The sequence below is a fragment of the [Clostridium] colinum genome (genome assembly GCF_940677205.1).
Lineage (GTDB): Bacteria > Bacillota > Clostridia > Lachnospirales > CAG-274 > Tyzzerella > Tyzzerella colina.
In genome coordinates, this window is sequence record NZ_OW712331.1 from 542,120 (window position 1) to 560,923 (window position 18,804).

The 18,804-nt window shown below is 22.8% G+C and carries 11 protein-coding genes; 10 read left to right on the plus strand and 1 reads right to left on the minus strand.

Annotated features, from left to right (window positions below):
- Window positions 1–2,359: 2,359 nt before the first annotated feature.
- Window positions 2,360–2,890 (minus strand): N-acetylmuramoyl-L-alanine amidase family protein, encoded by a 531-nt coding sequence (locus tag NBW53_RS02730; RefSeq protein ID WP_250278590.1) that lies wholly within the window; start codon window positions 2,888–2,890, stop codon window positions 2,360–2,362.
- Window positions 2,891–3,113: 223 nt separating this feature from the next.
- On the opposite strand from NBW53_RS02730, the gene NBW53_RS02735 reads away from it, so the two are divergent.
- From NBW53_RS02735 to NBW53_RS02780, 10 genes are all read left to right on the plus strand, one after another.
- A complete protein-coding gene (locus tag NBW53_RS02735; RefSeq protein ID WP_250278591.1) occupies window positions 3,114–4,811 on the plus strand; it encodes a glycosyl hydrolase family 18 protein in 1,698 nt (565 codons plus the stop codon).
- A 3-nt stretch (window positions 4,812–4,814) separates the two neighbouring features.
- A complete protein-coding gene (gene queG / locus NBW53_RS02740; RefSeq protein ID WP_250278592.1) occupies window positions 4,815–5,795 on the plus strand; it encodes a tRNA epoxyqueuosine(34) reductase QueG in 981 nt (326 codons plus the stop codon).
- Window positions 5,796–5,799: 4 nt separating this feature from the next.
- On the plus strand, window positions 5,800–6,333 hold the full coding sequence (locus tag NBW53_RS02745) for a Holliday junction resolvase RecU (RefSeq protein WP_250278593.1): 534 nt from the start codon (window positions 5,800–5,802) through the stop codon (window positions 6,331–6,333).
- A gap of 13 nt (window positions 6,334–6,346) precedes the next feature.
- Complete coding sequence (locus tag NBW53_RS02750; protein WP_250278594.1) at window positions 6,347–7,576, plus strand: glycosyl hydrolase; 1,230 nt, start codon at window positions 6,347–6,349, stop codon at window positions 7,574–7,576.
- Between the two features lie 433 nt (window positions 7,577–8,009).
- On the plus strand, window positions 8,010–10,592 hold the full coding sequence (locus tag NBW53_RS02755; RefSeq protein ID WP_250278595.1) for a DEAD/DEAH box helicase: 2,583 nt from the start codon (window positions 8,010–8,012) through the stop codon (window positions 10,590–10,592).
- Window positions 10,593–11,025: 433 nt separating this feature from the next.
- Window positions 11,026–11,577: a hypothetical protein gene (locus NBW53_RS02760; RefSeq protein ID WP_250278596.1), complete on the plus strand. Its 552-nt coding sequence runs from the start codon at window positions 11,026–11,028 to the stop codon at window positions 11,575–11,577.
- Window positions 11,578–11,745: 168 nt separating this feature from the next.
- Window positions 11,746–13,569: a site-specific DNA-methyltransferase gene (locus NBW53_RS02765; RefSeq protein ID WP_250278597.1), complete on the plus strand. Its 1,824-nt coding sequence runs from the start codon at window positions 11,746–11,748 to the stop codon at window positions 13,567–13,569.
- Window positions 13,570–13,622: 53 nt separating this feature from the next.
- The gene (locus NBW53_RS02770) at window positions 13,623–14,426 is read left to right on the plus strand and encodes an Rpn family recombination-promoting nuclease/putative transposase (protein ID WP_250278598.1); all 804 of its coding nucleotides are present in this window, start codon (window positions 13,623–13,625) and stop codon (window positions 14,424–14,426) included.
- 109 nt (window positions 14,427–14,535) lie between these two features.
- The gene (locus tag NBW53_RS02775) at window positions 14,536–15,375 is read left to right on the plus strand and encodes an Rpn family recombination-promoting nuclease/putative transposase (RefSeq protein WP_250278599.1); all 840 of its coding nucleotides are present in this window, start codon (window positions 14,536–14,538) and stop codon (window positions 15,373–15,375) included.
- 59 nt (window positions 15,376–15,434) lie between these two features.
- Complete coding sequence (locus NBW53_RS02780; RefSeq protein ID WP_250278600.1) at window positions 15,435–18,605, plus strand: restriction endonuclease; 3,171 nt, start codon at window positions 15,435–15,437, stop codon at window positions 18,603–18,605.
- Window positions 18,606–18,804: the final 199 nt, after the last annotated feature.

An 18,804-nucleotide genomic window follows, 5' to 3' on the forward strand; every position in this document is an offset into this window, starting at 1 on the left:
AATTACAAACAAAGTAATAATTATAAATAAAACTCATATTTAAATAAAAATCTAAAAATGGGATTTTATGAGTAAAAGTAAAATTATAAAAGGTATAATAATACTATCACTTGCTAATATTATAACATGTATTTTAGATTTTGTATATAGGATATATATGTATAATATAATAGAAGATTATGATATTAAATTATTGTATATAAAAATTTAAAAAAGATTTTAAAAAAATATTAACATTTTTATAAGAGTATAATAATATTATATAGACTTTGTAATGCCTATGCTATATTTATATATTATGCGTAATACAATGATGATGTTTTTATTTGAAATAAAATAAAAACATCAACTATATGTGAAGATCAAATGTAAGCATTATATATAAGACCAAGAAAAATATATAAATACACTATTTAATTTTAATTATTATTCATTTACAGGTTATTTTCTGCATTTTAAAAGTAATGCTTGAAAATATTTTTATTTGAAAAAAAATTTAGAACTATATTATTGCAAGAATTAGAATTTATATAAATATCTTTAAGAACTAAACTAGCATATATATCAGTACATAAAATAGAACCATAAGGTTATAAAAATAATTTTTATGGATAGTTGCTATAAGTTTATTTACAATGGGTATGATTTATAATTTTTATAGAAATATATCAGAAAATGAAAATAAAAATTTAAAAATAGAAAAAGGTAAGAAACAAAGTATAAAAAACAATTAGCTAAGCAATATAACAAAGTGATGAAATATTAGAGAATTGGTTAGAAAATATATTATATTCTAGAAATATTTTTGATCATTATATGATTAATGCAGTTTTAAATTACAAAAAATATTTAAAAAGTATAAAAATAATTAAAATTATATAAGTATAAATCTATTGGATTTCTTAAAAATTAGATAAAGATTTAAAAAATATTAAACTATATATATAGAAGATACTAATTATTATAATTTATAATTACATAAATCGTAAATGTTATTTGTATATTAATATTGATAGGTTTAAACTAAAAATAAATTATTTTTTTCAATAGTTAGTATAACGTAAATTAATAAAATAGATATAAAAAGATATACTATAAAACCATAACTTTTTATATTAAAATCAATTTAATATATGTAGTATACGCTTTATAAAAAGACTAAAACTATAATAACCATAATCATTACATTTTAAAACCTTAATTTTATTATTACATATTCAAAAAAAATCATTAATATAATAAAAATTAAAAGAATTAATTGTTTTATTATGCTAATTAGAAAAAATTTTATCATAAGGTTAAATTTAGTCATGATAGAATATATAGCATAATGTATCATTTAGTATTTTATTATTCAAAGATCTAAAAAAGGTTTTTTTAAAGTATTATGCATCATTATAACTAATTTTAAGTATATTTTTAAATGGAATTTTTTATTCTTCATTTAAATATTTATATTTTTTAGTCAAAAAGTTATTTTAAACATTTAAAATATTTTTTGAATTGTTTAGAAAATTTTTGTTGTTCTTATTTTCTTACGTATTAAAAAGAAAAAATGACTTGTTTGATATAATGGTATTTATTGATTATTTTATTATAAATTTATAGAACCTTTAAAAATTAAAAAAATAAAATTTAACAGTTATGGTATAAAAATTATAAATATTTTTATTATAGCTGAATAGATTTGATATAAACCACAAGATATGTTAGTGATAAGCAAAAATTATTATAGAAAAATAAAAAAACTCATATAATAGAATAAAGTTGGTATGGCACCTAAAAATAAAATCATAGCAGATTTAGTCATAAAGATATAAATAGTTTATCAAATTCTAAATTAATATGTAAATATTATATAGCATTTTCACTAAAATATAGAAGATATGAAATATATGGAAAGATAAAAGCAGATATATTGAAGATATTAAGCACATTATGGGAAAAAATATGTTAAAACATACAATCTTAAATCATGCAAAGACAATATATATGTTAGTAGAGATACAATTATATTTTGAGTGTATCATAATTTATGCTATATTTAAAGTAGTAAAAACAGGTTAATGATATTTGATAGGTATGTAAATTTAAAGTATAAATATGGGAATAGCCATTTTGGTTTAGAAGGTATATGTACATACAGTGATCAAAAGACTATAAAAAAGTATACTGTTCCATTTACAGATAGGAAGAATAAGTAGGTAAAAAATTATTAGCTTTAGTGAAAGTCAAGAAATAGTATCGTAATTGGCAGAGTATTCAAGGTCTTTTTAGAGGCTTAAAACAAGAAAAAAGTTATTATAGGACTTAAGCAAACCACCCGTTAAACGGGTGGTCTTGACTAATATTAAAATTTTTATGTTGTAAACTCTGCTATACCATTTGCTATTCCTATAGCACAGTTTTGTCTAAATGAATTTGTAGCTAATAAACTAGCTTCATATGGATTAGATATAAAAGCGGTTTCTACTAATATAGCAGGCATTCTTGTGAGACGGAGTACTGCAAAGTTTGCTGAGAATATTCCTAAATCTTTTAATTCTATTTGTCTAACTAAATTATTATTTACAGTTTTTGCAAAACTTTCTGCTATTGTTCTTGTTTTATAAAAATAAGTAGAAGTTCCTCTAGCTTCTGGGTTTACATTAGAATTACAATGTATACTTACAAAATAATTTGCCCCCCAATCATTAGCCATTTTTGCTCTTTCAGATAAAGTTAATGTTATGTCCATTGTTCTGGAATATTCTATTTCATAGCCCCATTTTGATAATATTCTACCAAGTTTTAAAGCTATATCTAAATTTACATCAGCTTCATGAAGACCGTTAGGGCCTATTGCACCAGGATTTTTACCACCGTGGCCTGCATCTATAAAGATTTTCATAATATACCTCCAATAAACTATATTTATAATTTTATTATATATAGCTTATTTTATATTACAAATATATTGCTTTATTATATAAATAGTAATATACTTATTTGAAGAGAAAAAAGTTATAAATATATAATATATTATAAATTATATATAAAAATGGTAAATTACTATACTTTTTTAAAATAGTTGTCGTATAATTTATAAATGATTTAATGGAGGTAAAATAAATATGAAGTATAAAAAACAAAATAAAGTATTTAAAAATTTAGCTTTAATTATTTTAGTTATATTTTTTATAGTATTACTTAAAATATTTTTGCCAAGTTTTAAGCATATAGATTATAGAGATAGTGTATCTTTATCTAAAGATGAGATAGGTATAAATATGCAATTAGACTATATATCTATGAAAAATCCACCTTTATATCAAAATGATGAAATATACCTTCCTATTGATTTTGTTAAAGATTATATAGATAAATATATTTATTGGGATAAAAAAGAAAATCAAATAACTATAACAAATGAATACAATGTTATAAGAATGAAAACAAATGAGCTAGAATATTTTGTAAATAATGAGCCTTTAAAATTAAATTTACCTATATATAATATAGAAAACGTAGCTTACATACCAAAATCATTTTTACAAGATTTTTATGAGTTACAGTTTCAATATATAGAACATACAAAAATTTTAAATATAATAAAAGAAGATTATAAAAAAGCTACTTTATCTAAAAATACTAGAATTAGAAAAGAAGCAGATAAAAAATCTCCTTATATTAAAAAAATTAAAAAAGGAGAAACAGTATATTTTTATGAAAATGAACAAAATGGATATACTAAAGTAGTAAATGATGATGGCTATATCGGATTTGTACCTACAAAATTGTTAATTAATATAGAAAATAAAACAGTGGAAAATAACTATGAAAATGATTATGTAGCCAAAGCTCCTTGGAAAGTAGATAATGGAAAAATAAATCTTGTTTTTGACCAAGTGCAAAACGTATTAGCTAATAGTTCACAGGCTAAAAGAACATATCATGATGGAGTAGATGTTTTAGTTCCTACGTGGTTTTCTTTTAAAGATGAAAAAGGTGAAATTATAAATATAGCAGATAAAGGATATGTAGATTGGGCACATAAAAATGGATATAAAGTTTGGGGGTTATTAACAGATAATTTTGATAAAAAAATATCACATAGTGTTTTATCTTCAACTAAAATTAGAGAATACGTTATAAAGCAACTTTTAGCATATGTTGCTATGTATGATTTAGATGGTATAAATATTGATTTTGAAAGTATTCCAAAAGAAGATGGAGATAACTTTGTTCAATTTTTAAGAGAACTTGCTCCATTATTAAGAGCAGAAGGAGCAGTTTTATCTGTAGATTTATTTGTACCTAAGCCGTGGACTAAACATTACAATAGAAATGAAGTAGGGAAAATAGCAGATTATGTTATAGTTATGGGTTATGACGAACATTATGCAGGGTCAGAAAGTGCAGGGTCTGTTGCATCTATGAACTGGTCTGATATAGCTATAAAAGATACTTTAGCAGAGGGTGTCCCTAAAGAAAAACTTATACTTGGTATACCATTTTATTGTAGAATTTGGACAGAAAATTTACAAAATAATAAGGTAAAGCTTACTTCAAAAGCTTATAGTATGAATAAAGCTTATAATTTTATAGAAGAAAAAGGTGGAACTTTTATATTTGATGAAAAAACAGGACAAAACTATGGAGAAGTAAAAGAAGGTAGCAAAACATATAAAGTTTGGCTAGAAGATGAAACGAGCATAACACAGAGATTAAATCTTGTTTTAAAGTATGATATAGCAGGAGCAGGAGCTTGGAAAAGAGGGCTTGAAAAAGAAGAAATATGGAAAATATTAAAAGATAAATTAAAGGGATAAATTATGACATTAGAAGAAAAAATATATTCTTTTGAAGAAGAAAATACTATTATAGGTATATCAGATGCAACACCTTTTTATAGTATAAAACCTATATTAGAAAAGAGTGATATACCTTTTGTAGAAAAAGATATTGAAAAAAGGATAAATCCTATGCTCATAAGAAGTGATGCTAAAAGTATTATTGCCTTAGGACTTAGCTATAATAAAACTTTTGTAGGTGATATAGATAATAAAATAAGAGGTAAAATATCTATTGGTGCCATGGGACTAGATTATCATATACTTGTAAAAGAAAAACTTGAAAACATAAAAAATAGCCTTAAAATAGAAGGAGATATATTTGTAGATACAGGACCTTTGGTAGATAGAGAAGTAGCTAAAAGGTGTGGACTAGGTATTGCTGGTAAAAGTGGTAACATTATTAATAAAAAATTAGGGTCTATATTTTTTATAGGATATATGGTAACAAATGTACAACTTAAACCAACCATTAACACTTATACAGATGATTTATGCAAAAATTGTGATAAATGTATAAAAGCTTGCCCTAGTGGAGCTATATTAGAAAATGGATTTAATTATAAAGTATGTATATCATATCTTACACAAAAAAAAGAGCTAGAAAGTGAAGAAGAAAAAAAGCTTATTAATAGACAAATATATGGTTGTGATATTTGCCAAAAAGTTTGCCCTTATAATAAAGAAGTATATAAAGAAGAAATATGTGATGTAGATACTTTTTATCCTAATATCAAAGAAATTTTAAATATGACTAATAAACAATTTGAAAGTACCTATAAAAAAACAGCTTGTGGTTGGAGAGGTAAAAAAATTTTACAGCGTAATGCAATAATAGCTTTAGCTAACTATAAATATAGTGAAAAAGCAATAGAAATATTAGAAAAAATGAAAAATGATACAAGAGAAGATATAAAAAACTATGCTTTATGGGCAATAGATAAATTAAATAACAAAAGGTGAAAAAATGGGATATTTTAATAGTAGAGGGCTTAGAGGTAGCACCTTAGAAGAATTTATAAACCTTACAAATGATGTATATAGGGAGAAAAATTTGGCAATAATCCAAAAGATACCAACACCTATAACACCAGTTAAAATAAATAACGAAAATAAAACAATAACACTTGCTTATTTTAACGAAAAAAGTACAGTAGACTATATGGGTGTAATACAAGGTATACCAGTATGTTTTGATGCAAAAGAGACAAGCCAAGGGTTTTTACCTTTACAAAATATACATCAACACCAAGTAGATTTTATGGAAAGTTTTGAAAAACAAGAAGGTATAGCTTTTATGCTTGTATATTTTAAAATGTATGATGAATATTATTATTTACCATTTAAAGATATATTAAAATGGTGGCAAAATGCTAAAAATGGTGGTAGAAAATCTATACCATATAAAGCATTTGAAAAAAAATATATTGTTAAGCAAAGTGGAAAATTTTATGTACATTATTTAGAGGCATTAAACACATACTTAAAAGAATATAATTAAAGAAGGTGTGTTTGTGAAGAAAATATGTATACTTATTTTAAGCATTATTTTAGTAGGTTGTAATAAAAGCAAACCTAAAGAAAATGTATTGGCTGTAAATGTACAAAATAATTATAAACAAATAGAACTTTATAATATTTATAAAAAAGATAAATATACTTTAAAAAAATATGAACCAGAAGAAAAATGCTACACAGGTGTTTTTATAGAGCAAATAGAAGGGGACTTTATACAGGAATTTGAAAGCTATACAAATACAAGTCCTAGCATATATATGTATAGCCAAAAATTAGATGATAGTTATCCTTTATCGTGGGTTTTAAATTGTTATTCTAATCTAAAAACACCATTTATAACTATATTGCCACCAGAAAATGAAAAAGATACATTTAATAATACTTTAATAAAAAATGTTGCAAAAGATTTTGGAAGCTTACAAATACCTATGTTTGTTAGTATATACCCAGCAAATAATAGCTTTATAGGTAGAAATAACGAATATATAAAATTTTTACAAGATGCAAAAACATATTTTGAGCTTTATGCACCTAATGTTGCACTGGTCTGGAGTATAGATAAAAATCTTTCTTATAGAGCAAAAGATTTTTATCCAGGTGATAATTATGTAGATTGGGTTGGAATTGAAATATATGAAAATATAGATGAAAACAACAAATTAGATATAATGTTTAAAGAATTTGATTTTTTTTATAAAAAATATGCGAGTGAAAAGCCTATTTTTATAAATTTAGCTATATCGCATTTTGGCAATACATCTTATAACTATAATATAAATGATAAAATAAATGAACTTAATAGATATTTTAATAAAATGCCTTATAAATATGAAAGATTAAAAATGATTAACTATATAAATTATGATACTTTTAAAACACAAAAAGTTAACAAGCAAAATTATTTAATAACAGATAATAAAAAAATATTAGAAACTTATAAAAATTTATTAAATAATGATATATTTTTATCATCTGTAATTTTTGCAGACAATAAAAGAGAGATAATGCAAGAATATAAATTAAATAGTTTAGCTTATAAAATAGATAATCAATTTTTTGTAGATGAAAGTTATTTTAACTTAAATAGTATAGATTTAAATGAAATATATTTAGAAAATAGTATTAATATAGATGGTAAAAAATATTATAGTTTGAATAATATTTTAAAACATAACAATAAAAAGGCAGATATAGATGAAAAGAATAAAAAAGTTATAATATATTAAAAGAAAATAGATAATATAAAAAGAGAGTGTGTAAAACATTTTCTGAGGTTGTAGACTTTATCTACAACCTTTCAAAAAAATAACAAGATTATTTTTTTGAGATACTGTATGAAAAAGCAGATTTATTCGCACAAGGGCTAAAGCCCCTATAAATCTAGCTTTTTACACAATACGAGGCAAAGCCCCATATTGTGATTAGAATTTTTATGAAAAGCATAAAAATAAAAAAATTACCTATAAAATATTTTGTATACAGTATGAGAGAGTGTGTGTAAAACATTCTCTTTTTATTATTACAATTAATGTATGATTTAATTGATTATAATTAAATTATTTTTAAAATTAGTTATATTCAAAATAATTGTAGAAAATAACCAACATATTTTATATAATATATTTAATAAAGCAAATAAAGTTTAGGAGCGTTAATATTATGTTAAGAAAAAGTAGGTATCATATATTTTATGAAATATCGGAAATTAGAAAATTAACTAATAGCAAAGGTTATGATAGACTAATACCAGCATTTTCTTCTTCTATTATGAAAGTATATCCTCATCAAATAGCAGAAACAATATTTGCATTAGATAGTAAAGAAAAAGGACTAATATTAGGTAACGAGGCAGGACTTGGAAAAACATTTACATCTATGATTTTTATATCACAAAATTATATAGAGGGTAAAAAGATATTAATAGTAACACCTATATCTTTAATAGGACAATGGAGCGAAATTATGAATAATAATTTAACATTAGATTATAAGGTGTTAAATGGAGAAGAAAAGGCTACGGAAAATATATTTGATGACAGAGTAATATTAACTACATATGAATATTTAAATAATAAATTTGGATTATTAAAACAAGCTAGCTTTGATATAGTAATTTTTGATGAGGCACAAAGATTAGGAAGTTTTTATAATAATAAAAATAAATATATAAGTAGCTTAAGAGAAAGTATAAAAAATAGCTTTAAGCTATTATTAACACCGTTACCTTTTGAAATAAATATTTTAAAATTATACGGTATTATAAAATTTATAGATGATAATGCTTTTTGGGGAATGGACAAGGATACATTTTTTAAAAGATATTATAAAAAAGAGGAAAAATATAAAGAATTGTTAGAAGAAGTAAATAAATATTGCTTTAGAACTTTGAAAGCACAAGTAAAACATTATGTAAAAATACCAAATAGAATAATAAAAATGGTAAAATATAATTTTACTAAAAAAGAAGAAAAATTATATAAAATGATAGAAATTTATTTAAAGTTAGAAAATAAAAAAATATTTCCTAAAATGGAGCTATATGATTTAACGTTAATGTTTACTAAAAATTTATCATCATCTGTAAATAGTTTTTCTAATATGCTTGAAAATATTATAAAAAGAGCAGAAAATATAGAAGATTGTGATGAAGAATTAAACCAATTAAAGTTAATGTTAGAGTTTAGTAATAGTATAAAATCAAGTGAGAAGACAAAACAATTGGAATTAATATTAAAAAAAGGGTTTAATAATTTAAAAAGTGTAGGAGCCAATAAAAAAGCAATAATATTTACAGAAAGTAAAGCCACTCAAAATTATTTATATAACATTTTAAATAGTAAATATAAAGTTTTAGTATTTAACGGAGATAATAGTAGAGATTATAAAATAATAGATAAATTTAAAAGAGAATATGAAATATTAATAGCAACAGATATAGCATCTGAGGGGTTTAATTTAGATTTTTGTTGTTTTGTAATAAATTATGATTTGCCTTACAATGTGTTAAAGCTAGAACAACGTATAAGTAGGTGTCATAGAAAGGGACAGGCATTTGATGTATTAGTTGTAAACTTTTTTAACGTAAATAACTTTTATGATGTAAGGTTATTAGAGCTTATAAAGAAAAGGTTAAAACAATTTAATGACATAATGGGAATGACAGATACAATAATAGACTTTTGTGAAGATATGGACATAAAATTAAGAAGTAAAGAAGAGATAGAGGAACAATATAACAATATATTAGAAGAAAATAAAGAAGAAAACATAAAGTTATTAGATAATACAGAAACAATAGTAAAATATATATTTAACAAAGAGATAGAAGAAAGATATAAAATAAATCCAGCATATTTAAAATATAAAAATGATTTTATAAATAATGCTATATGGGAACTAGCAAAATTTATGCTTAAAGACGAAAAAGGGTTTAAATATGATAAAAAAACAAGGACAATAAGTATACTAAAATCTTACATACCAAAAAACATATATGAAAGGCAAACAGAAAAAGAAATAAAATATAGTATGTTTGATAGAAGTATGGGAATAAGCCATCACAACTATTTAACTTTTACAAGCAATATTACACAAAAATTAATAAATAATTTTAATCTACAAGTAAAATATTTGGTAAAAGGATATGCTAAAATAAAGGTTGTAGGTAATATATCACCTTGTTATATTTTGGGATATAAGGCACAGATAAATCATTTGTCGTTTGCAACAGAGTTTTTTTGTGAGCTTATAGGAGTTAGTAAAACAGGCACAATATTAAATAATGAAATGTGTAAAGAAATAATGTGTTTAGAGGTGGAAGAGGCAAAAGATATAGATTATATTAATATTGAAAATATAGAAGAAATAGAAAAAAATTTGGACAAAACAAAATATGAAAAAATGTTTTTAGATAGGTTAAGCAAAAATAATGAAATAAATTTAGGCAATCTAAAAGAAGATTTAAAAACACAAAAAATAAAATTAAAAAATAATATTAATACTATAAAAACAGAGCTTAACATATTAAAACTAGAATATGAAAAAACTGTAAATAAAATTGAAAAATTAAGTATTAATAAAAAAGTAATTTTAAAAGAAAAGGAGCTTAAAAAACTAGAACAAGATTTATTTTTAGATGAAATAAGGCTTGAAAATAATTATAAAAATAGTATTGAAAGCTTAAAAGAAAGTGAAAAATTTAGTGTAGATTTTGATAGATTGTTTGTTTTAGAGGTTTATTAAAAGTTTGGAAAAAATGTTGCACCTAATAATAAAATGTTGTAAAATGTAAAAAGGGTAATTAAGATATAGTAAGTGTTGTTACTTACAAGCCAACAATGTTTTATACTTATGATTATAAATATAAAACAGAGGAGGTATACTTTCAATCTAATAAGATTGGAGGTGGTGCAAATGGGTACATACAAGGTAATAATAATATTACTTACATTGTCAAATACAATGATTAATTTCATAAGTTTGATAATTGTACTTATTAAAAGCACAAAAAAGTAATAGCACCAAGCCCGCAAAGTTTTGTGCTATTACTAAAAACATAAAAGTATAAAACATTGTTGGCAACATCTTAATTACCTCTTGTTAATTTAATTATACAACAAAAAAAATAATTTGTAAAGGAGTAAAAGTTAGTAATTATATTTAGGGGTGAAGAGTTTTGTTAGAAAAATTAAAAATATATTTATATAATAGCTTAAAATATAAATTATATTTATATTTTAATAAAGGAATTTTAGGGTTAAATATTCATAATATTGTGTCTAAAAAAATAAATAACATTCTAAATAATGAAAAGCTAACATATGAAGAACGGATTAGAATAAAAAAGGCGTTTCCAAGAAAATTTTTTGGTCTATTTTTAAATATACAAATTAACTATGAAAAAATAAATTTTAAAGACTATAAATTTATAGAAAAAATAATAAGTGATTTATATATAAAAAGGTATAACTATGATATAGATAAAAATATTTTGCATAATAAGTTAAATAACAATGAAGAATATGAGTTATTATTTAGAAGAAATTATTTATATAAAATTATTTCAAATGATATATCTAGTTCAGATAATGTAAGAATTTTTATTTTTACAGTTATAATGAGTGCTTTATTAAGTGATTTTGTGCAACAAATTTTAAAGGTAGAGCTTATTGGTAATATATTTATATATATACTTGCTATAATAATTACGTGGTTTTTTTGTTTTTAACAGTATTTAGAATTACTTATTTTTTAACAAAATTTGTTTTTTCTTTATTTTTTAAAAGTAAATTTGAAATGGACTTATATAATTATGAGATAAAGATTATTGACCATATATTAGAAAATAACTATAATATATCACAATAAAAAAATTATCAAGTAAGGAGTATTAAAAATGGACGGGTATTCAAAAGATATAGTAAAAGAAGAAATAGAAAAATTAAGAAGTATATTTCCACAGTGTGTAGTAGAGGGAAAGGTAAAAATAGACCAACTATTAAATATATTAGGGGAATATGACGAGAAAGATTATGAAAAATATGAATTTACGTGGAAAGGAAAAAACGAATGCTACAAAACGGCAAGGGAGAGAACAAAAGCAACGTTAATACCGTGTGAAGAAGAAAGTGTAAATTTTAACGATACAGAAAATATGTACATAGAGGGGGACAACTTAGAGGTATTAAAAATATTACAACAAGGGTATTATAACAAAGTAAAGATGATATACATAGACCCACCGTATAATACAGGAAATGACTTTGTATATAAAGATGATTATAGAGATAGTTTAGAAAATTATAAAAAGATAGTAAGCAGTATAGGAAAATCAAATCCAGAAACAAGTGGACGTTTTCATACAGAGTGGCTAAATATGATGTTTCCACGATTAATGCTTGCTCATACATTATTAAAAGATGATGGTGTTATTTTTATTAGTATAGATGATAATGAAGTACATAATTTAAGAAAAATGTGTGATGAAATTTTTGGGGAAGAAAATTTTATATCTTCTATAATTTGGGAAAGAGCTTTTGCTCCTAAAAATGATAATAAGCATATTTCTTTGGGACATGATTATCTACTTATATATAGTAAAAGTATTCAAAATTTAGAATGTTTTGGTATACCGAGAGATAGAAAAAGTTTAGACAGGTATTCAAATCCAGATAATGACCCTAGAGGAGATTGGCAATCTAGTACAATGACTGTTTCTAATGGTACGGATAAATATTTATACGAAATAGAAACACCTAGTGGTAGAAAAGTTTTTCCGCCTAATGGTAGATATTGGGTATATACAGTAGAAAAATATAATTCACTTATAGAGGATAATAGAATATGGTTTGGTAAAGATGGTAATGGTGTTCCTAGAATAAAAACTTTTTTAAGAGAAGTAAAACAGAGAATTAATCCATTAAGTTTGTGGAAATATGAAGAAGTTGGGCATTCTCAAGGGGCGACACAAGAATTAAAAAAACTTTTTGAAGGAGAAAAAATATTTTCATATCCAAAACCTTTAGATTTAATAAAAAGGTGTATAGACCTATATACAGAAAAAGATGACATAATATTAGACTTCTTTAGTGGTTCGGCAACAACAGCCCACGCAGTAATGCAATTAAACGCAGAAGACGGAGGAAAGCGTAAATATATAATGGTACAATTGCCACAGTTATGTGATGAAAAAACAGAGGCTTATAAATCGGGATATAAAAATATATGTGAAATAGGAAAAGAAAGAATAAGAAGAGCAGGAGCTAAAATAAAAGAAGAAATTGAAAATACAGAAAATTTAGACATAGGATTTAGAGTGTTTAAATTAGATAAAAGCAACTTTTTAAAATGGAACATAGTTTTATCAGATGAAATAGATTTACAACAATTTTTAAACAATAATAAAAGCATTATATCTGGAAGAAGAGAAGTAGATGCAATGTTTGAAATACTTATAAAAAATGGTTTTCCATTAACAGAAAAAATTTATAGGTTAGACATAGGAGGATATAAATTTTACCATATAGGAGAAGATTGTTTAGTTATGGTTAGTTTTGAAGAAAATATACCAATAGAAATAGTAGAACAAGCAATAGAATATGCACCAGCTAAAATGATTTTTAGCAGAAAAGCATTTAAAGACACGTCGGAGATAGTTACAGCTAAACATATAATAAGTAAAGAATTTTCATATGCTCAAATAGAAGTAGAATTTTTATAAAAAATGACATTAATAAAAAAGTATGATATAATAAAATAAATAAGGAGTAAGAAATGAAATTTGAGAAATGGGAAAACTTAACGATAAGTAATGATTTTATATTTTCAAAGGTAATGAGAGATAAAGAAATATGTAAAGAAACACTAGAAAATTTGTTAAATATAAAAATAAAAGAAATAAAATATATACAAGAACAAAAAGCAATAGATATAAGATATGATGCAAAAAGTATAAGGCTAGACGTATATGTAGAGGCAGATGAAAAAATATATAATGTAGAAATGCAAGTGGTAAATAATAAAAATTTAGCAAAAAGAAGTAGGTATTATCAAGGGCTAATAGATTTAGATATAATAGAAAAAGGAAAAACATACAAAAATTTAAAAGAAAGCTACGTAATATTTATATGTACATTTGACCCATTTGGAGAAAATATGTCAAAATATGAATTTAGATATTATTGCAAAGATAAAAAAGAGCTAGAGCTAAAAGATGAAACACATAAAATATTTTTTAATACAGAAGGATTTGAAGAAGAAAAAGACGAAAAAATAAAAACATTTTTAAAGTATGTAAAAGGAGAAAAAGAAAATAATAAATTTATAGAAAAATTAGATAAAAAAATAAAAACAATAAAAGAAAATAAAGAATGGAGGCAAGAATATATGACACTATTAATGAGAGAACAAGAAATAGCAGAAGAAAATTTTGCCAAAGGGATAAAAGAAGGGATAAAAGAAGGAATAATCAAAGAAATAAAATTATTAAAAGAGTTTGGAGTAAAAGAAGAAGAAATAATAAAAAGAATAATGTTAGATTATAATTTGACAAAAGAAGAAGCAATAAAATATTTATAAAGTTATACCAGTAGAGTAAATAAATCTACTGGTTTTTGCTGAAGATGTTAAAATAAAAAATGACTTTAATAAAAAAGTATGATATAATAAAATAAATAAGGAGCAAGAAATGAATTTTGAAAAATGGGAAAACTTAACGATAAGCAATGATTTTATATTTTCTAAAGTAATGAGAGATAAGGAAATATGTAAAGAAACATTAGAAAATTTGTTAAATATAAAAATAAAAGAAATAAAATATATACAAGAACAAAAAGCAATAGACATAAGATATGATGCAAAAAGTATAAGACTAGACGTATATGTAGAGGCAGATGAAAAAATATATAATGTAGAAATGCAAGTGGTAAATAATAAAAATTTAGCAAAAAGAAGTAGATATTATCAAGGGCTAATAGATTTAGATATAATAGAAAAAGGAAAAACATACAAAAATTTAAAAGAAAGCTACGTAATATTTATATGTACATTTGACCCATTTGGAGAAAATATGTCAAAATATGAATTTAGATATTATTGTAAAGATAAAAAACAGCTAGAGCTAAAAGATGAAACACATAAAATATTTTTTAATACAGAAGGATTTGAAGAAGAAAAAGACGAAAAAGTAAAAACATTTTTAAAGTATGTAAAAGGAGAAAAAGAAAAAAATAAATTTATAGAAAAATTAGATAAAAAAATAAAAGCAATAAAAGAAAATAAAGAATGGAGGCAAGAATATATGACACTATTAATGAGAGAACAAGAAATAGCAGAAGAAAATTTTGCCAAAGGGATAAAAGAGGGAATAAAAGAAGGAATAAGAGAGGGAATAAAAGAAGGAATAAAAGAAGTTGTAACTAACCATATAAAGACATTAAAAAAATTTAATGTATCAAATGATGAAATAGTAAAAATAATATCTGAAGACTATAATTTAACAGAGGAAGAAATTAAAAATTATTTATAAATTTAATAAAAACCAGTAGATTAAATAATTCTACTGGTTTTTAAGGAGGATTGTTAAAATTGAAGATTAAGTTTAAAGAACAAGCATTTCAAAAACAAGCTATACAAAGTGTTATAAATTTGTTTAATGGACAAATTAAACAAGATTATACTACAACCTATGATGATAATGATATACAAACAACTTTTATACCTAATGATATAAGTTATAATGCTATTAATATATCTAGTGAAAAAATACTTGAAAATATGCAAAGAGTACAAAAACAAAATATGTTACAAACTACAAATGACATACAAAATAACACTTTTTGCATAGAAATGGAAACAGGAACAGGTAAAACATATACATATACAAAAACTATTTTTGAACTTAATAAAAAATATGGATTTAAAAAATTTATTATAGTTGTACCTAGTATTGCTATTAAACAAGGTGTATTTAAGTCATTTCAAATAATGGAAGATGAGCTTAAAAAATATAACCAAAATTATAATGTTTTTATATATAATTCTAGTAAATTAAATCAAGTTAAAAATTTTGCAACTTCTAACAATATTGAAATTATGATTATAAATATTGATGCTTTTAAAAAAGATGAAAATATTATAAATCAAGATAATGATAAACTAGCTAAAACACCAATAGAGTATATTAAACAGACTAGTCCTATTGTTATTATAGATGAACCTCAATCTGTAGATAATACAGAAAAATCTAAGGAGGCTATAAATTCTCTTAACCCTTTAGCTATTTTAAAGTATTCTGCTACTCATAGAGAAAAAATAAATCTTATTTATAGATTAACTCCAGTTGATGCCTTTCAAATGGGCATAGTTAAACAAATTTCTGTTGCTAGTGTTTTTTCATCTCAAGATTTTAATACACCTTATTTAAAACTTTTAGAGGTTTCTATGGATAATGGTGTAACTGGTGGTATAAATTTTAAAGCTAAGCTAGAAATAGATATTTTAAAAGATGGAAAAATAACAAGAACTAAAAAAATATTAAAACAAAATGATGATTTAGAGTCTATAACTAAAAGAGAAGAATATAACGGATATGTAATTACAAACATAGATTGTACAGAAAATAAGGAGCATATAGAATTTGCTAATACTCAAACTCTAAGTTTAGGAAAATCAATAGGGGATATAGATGAAGATTTAATAAAAAAAGAACAAATCAAAAGAACTATTGAACAACACCTTGAAAAAGAACTTATTTATACAGATTTAGATATTAAAGTTTTATCTTTATTTTTTATTGATAAAGTAGATAAATATAGATTAGGTGATGGAGAAAAAGGCATATATGCTAAAATGTTTGAAGAATGTTATACAGAGCTTATAAATTTACCTAAATATAAAATATTAAAAGAAAGATTTACGCAACCAATAGAAAAGATACATAATGGATATTTTTCTAAAGATAAAAAAGGTAATTTTAAAAATACTAAAGGAGAAAGTAATGAAGATGATAACACATATAAAACTATTATGCAAGATAAAGAATATTTATTGTCTTTTGAATGTCCTTTAAGATTTATTTTTTCTCATAGTGCTTTAAAGGAGGGGTGGGACAGTCCTAACGTTTTTCAGGTTTGTACACTTATTGAGCAAAAATCAAAATTTAGCGCAAGACAAAAAATAGGACGAGGGCTTAGATTATGTGTAAATCAAAATGGTGAGCGTATAGAAGATAAAGCTATTAATAATTTACATATTATAGCTAACGAAAGTTTTGAAGATTTTGCTAAAAATTTACAAAAAGAAATAGAAGAAGAAACAGGATTAAAATTTGGCAGTATAGATATAACATCTTTTATTGGTATCACCTATGAACAAACAGTTATAGAGCAAGTAAATATAAAAAATGAAGATGCTACTGAAATTTTAAATCATTTTGAAAAAATAGGATATATTGATGATGAGGGAAATGTTGATACTGAAAAAATTAAAAATGATATAGAAGATAACTTTTTTAATATTCCAGAAAAATTTGAAAATGTTAAAAAGGAAGTAGAAACTATATTTACACAGCAAAAAATAGAAAATCTTAATAAACAATTATTAACTAACATTACTTATGAAAAAATTACTAAAGAAGAGAAAATAACAACAGAAGAAGATGCAAGAGAAATTTTCCAAAGTTTTAAAGATAGTAAGTATATAGATAATAAAGGACAAGTTACAAAAACTTTAAAAGAAGATTTAGAAAAAGGTAATATAAAATTACCAGAAAAATTTGAAAATGCTAAAGACAATATAAATAATATAGTTTTAAAATCTACTATTAAGTTACCTATTAATAATGCTAACAAGCAAGTTGTAGTAAAATTGAACAAACAAGTATTAGTTAGCCCAGATTTTTTAGAACTTTGGGAAAAAATAAAATATAAAACAAAATATAGATTTAAATTAGACGAAGAAAGCTATAAAAATGAATGTATTGAAAAAATAAAAGAAATGCCTAAAATAAATAGAATAAGAATTGTAACAAAAAATGCTGATATTAACGTAGAAAAAGATGGTGTATATTCTGAAGAAAAGTATGAACAGTTTACAAACATAGAATATAAACAATTTAATCCAACTTTAGAAGATTTATGGGAAATAGCCGAAAAATCTTCTGTACATATAAATTTAGTTTTAGAAGTGTTATCAAAAAGTGGAAGATTAGATGAAATTTATAATGACCCTAAAAAATTTATAGAACAAGTGATTGATATTTTTAAAGAAGTGCAAGCTAAAACTATTATTAATGGTATATATTACATAAAAAATGAAAATGACAAATATTATATAAAAGAAGAAATATTTGATACAAGTGAAATAATAGCATATTTAGATAAAAATGCTTTGAAAATTGAAAATAATAAAACACCTTATGATTATATAGTTTATGAGAGTGAAACAGTAGAAAAATCTTTTGCTAAACAATTAGATAATGACCCTAGTGTAAAAATATTTTTTAAATTTCCTTCAAAGTTTAAAATAGATACACCTATTGGCAGTTATAATCCAGATTGGGCAATTTATAGACAAGAAAATGATACAGAAAAACTTTATTTTGTTATAGAAACAAAAGGTAGTATAAATAGCTATGATTTAAGAATTAAAGAAAATTTAAAAATAAAATGTGGTAAAAAACATTTTGAAGCTTTACAAACTAATGTTAATTTTGATTTTAGTAATGATTGGTTAAATTATTCTAAGAATAAAATATAAAAATACATTTTGTTAATCTAAAATTTGGTTATTTTAAGTATAGTTTATTAAATTTTGGAGAAAATTATTTATAGAAATGTTATAAAACTATTATTATCAAAATAATAAAATAAAAAAAGTTAAATTATTTTAATATACCATAAAAGATAGATTTTTATAAATTTAAATACTTTTAAAAAATCTATCTTTTTTAATTAAA